General features: G+C 69.1%; 1 protein-coding gene. It reads right to left on the reverse strand.

Annotation, left to right across the window (positions count from 1 at the left end; translation table 11 throughout):
• Window positions 1-3,156: helicase-related protein (locus EN781_RS29445; RefSeq protein ID WP_245492683.1), on the reverse strand; the 3,156-nt coding region annotated here is incomplete at its 3' end.
• Window positions 3,157-3,160 lie beyond the last annotated feature (4 nt).

Consider the following 3,160-nt stretch of genomic DNA (forward strand, 5'->3'; position numbering starts at 1 on the left):
GCCGGCTTGCGCGCCGCCCTTGCCATCCTGCCGGCCGCCTTTCCAGTCGGGCCTGCCGTCGCGGCGGTCGGGACGCTCGCCTTGCGGCCTGCCTTCGCGCCGCTCGCCAGCCTCGCCTGGCGGCCTCGGCTTGAACTTGGAGCGGTCGAAGCGCGGCTTGCCGGCACCGTCGCGCTGGTCGCGGCGCCCGTCATTCGGGCGTCCGCCCGGCTGGCCGGCCGCTTCGCCAGTTGCGTCGGACCGGCCGCCCTGCGCGGCCGGTCCGTTGCGCGGGCGATTGTCGCGGCGGTTGTCGTGCCGGTGGCGTGGGCGCTGCTCGAAACGACCCTGACGCCACAACAGGATAGGCTTCGGCTCCTCGGCCTCGGATGCCGTCTCGCCGGCTTCCGCAGTCGCGGCAGGCTGGGTGGACCCGTCGGCCGCCGCCGGCGAGTCCTCGGCCACCGGCTCTCCCGCTACGACGTCGACTTCCGCAGTCTGGGCTTCTGCCTCCGCCTCGGCTGCCGGAGCAGCGTCAGCTGGTTCTTCGGCGACGGCTTCCACCACCACCGGGGCCTCGTGCGTGGCTTGGGCTGGAGCCTCAAGCGGCTCTTCAGCGACCAGTCCGGTGACGGGTTCGGCCGAAACGTCGACCGTGGCTTCCGGCGCGACAGCGGCGTCCGGCCCAGGTCCAGAACCCTCGGCCGGTGTTTCGGCACCGGCTTCCGCAGCCGTGGCTGCGGCCGCTGCACCCATCTCGGCCTTTGCCGCCTCTTCCGCCGCAAGCTTGGCGGCGGCCGCCTCGCGCGCGGCACTGTCTTGCGCCTCGAGCCGCGCCTTGACCTCGGCTGCCGGCTTCGGCTCGGCGCGATAGCCGAGACCTTTGAGGATCTCTTCCATGTCGTCGGCGGTAGCGCCGAGGATCGACATCATCGGCGGCGTCACCATGAAGGCGTGGCCGTCATAGGCGCCGTCGGGACGCTGGCCCAGCTCCGGCTTCCAGTTGGTCGCGGGGCGGATCAGGTCGGCCAGCCGCTCGAGGATATCGACGCGCACCGCGCGGCGACCGAGATTGCGGTAGCCGGCGAGCTTGTAGAAGCTCTTGTCGAAGGCGGGATCGATGACCACCGAGGTGCGGCCCGACGCCAGCGCATGCACCACGTCGCCAAAGCCGGGCTTGTCCTTGCCGTCATTCTTCAGCGCCCAGAGAAGCGTCACCAGCCCGGCCGGCGCCGGCTTGACCAGCGCCGGCACGAAGACGTGGTAGGCGCCGAAGCGCACGCCCAGCCGGCGCAGCGCCGCGCGGCCCTCCTGGTCGAGCGACTTCATCTCCTCGGTGATGTCGCGGCGGTTTATGAGGCCGAAATGCTCGACGAGCTGGAAGGCGATGCCGCGACCGATGCCGGTGAGCTGCTCGGCATTCTTCAGGTCGACCAACGGCTTCAGCAGCGACTCGATCTGGAAATTGACAAAGCGCTCGGCGCGCGCCGCCACCTTGTCGCGGGCCGGGCCGGTGAGCTGCTCGTCGGCCAGCAGCACGAGGCGCGGCTTCAGCGGCTCATCGCCGGCAACCAGCGTGCCGATCGGCGCGCCGATCCAGCGCAGCGTTCCGTCGGAGCCGAGCGCGAGATCGCCATTGGCGCAGGCGCCGAAGCGTTCGGCGCGCGTTTCGAACTCGGCGGCAAGCGCCTTTTGGGCAGCCGTGCGTACGGCCTTGGCATCCTCGCCGCCGGCGCTCTGGTCGGCGGTGAAGCGGAACCCCTGCAACTCGCCGACATGATGGCCTTCGACGAGGACGGTTCCGGTAGGGCTTATTTCGGCTTCAGGCATTGTATTTTCTCTAAGGCGCCGCATGAGGACGGAAGTCCTGCGGTCTACGAAGCGTTTCGTCAACCGCTCATGCAGCGCATCCGACAATCTGTCTTCGATTTCGCGCGTCTTTTCCTGCCAGTGTGCCTGATCGGCCAGCCAGCCAGGCCGGTTGGAGACAAAGGTCCAAGTACGAATCTGGGCGATGCGGTGCGAGAGCGTGTCGATATCGCCATCGGTCGTGTCGGCGCGGCGGACCTGCTCGGCCATGTAGTTCTCATCGACATGGCCGCGCCTGGCGAGGTCCATGTAGATCGACGCGATCAGGTCGGCATGCTGGGCCGGTGCGATCTTGCGGTAGTCGGGCAGGGCACAGGCTTCCCAGAGCAGCGCGACGCGCCTGGCATCGGTGGCGAGCGAGCGGATCTCCTCGTCGCGCGACAGATGCTCCAGCGCCTGCGCATCGACCGCCGGCAGGGCGCGTGTCAGGCCCTCCACCGGAGCGTTGGTCTCGATCGAGCGCTTCAGCGCGTCGAGGCTGGAGAAATCGAAATCGGCGGTGCGCCATTGCAGGACCTTCACCGGATCGAAGTCATGGCCCTCGATCTTCTGGACCAGTTCCTCGTCCAGCGGATCGACCTGGCCGGTGACGCCGAACGTGCCGTCGCGCAGGTGGCGGCCGGCGCGGCCGGCGATCTGGCCGAGCTCGGCCGCGGTCAGGTTGCGGTATTGGTAGCCATCGAACTTGCGGTTCTGGGCGAAGGCGACGTGGTCGAGGTCGAGGTTGAGCCCCATGCCGATGGCGTCGGTGGCGACAAGGTAGTCGACGTCGCCCGACTGGAACAGCGCCACCTGCGCGTTGCGGGTGCGTGGCGAGAGCGCGCCGAGCACGACGGCGGCACCGCCCTGCTGGCGGCGGATCAGCTCGGCGATGGCGTAGACCTCGTCGGCTGAGAAGGCGACGATCGCGGTGCGCCGCGGCAGGCGGGTCAATTTCTTCGAGCCGGCATAGGCCAGGTGCGACAGCCTGGGCCGCGTCACCACCGAGATGCCCTTCAGGAGGCGCTGCAGGATGCCGTGCATGGTGGCCGCGCCGAGCAGCAGCGTTTCCTGGCGGCCGCGCAGATGCAGGATACGGTCGGTGAAGATGTGGCCACGCTCGAGGTCGCCGGCAAGCTGCACCTCGTCGATGGCGACGAAGGCCGCATCGGTCTCGCGCGGCATCGCCTCCACCGTGCAGACCGAATATCTGGCGCCCGCCGGTTGGATCTTCTCCTCGCCGGTGATCAGCGCCACCTTGTGGACGCCGACCTTCTCGCAGACGCGCGCGAGGTCTATGCGCGCGTCTGCGAGAAGGTCGGCGTCCACAAGG

Origin of the sequence: Mesorhizobium sp. M4A.F.Ca.ET.090.04.2.1 (assembly GCF_003999085.1) — a bacterium.
Lineage (GTDB): Bacteria > Pseudomonadota > Alphaproteobacteria > Rhizobiales > Rhizobiaceae > Mesorhizobium.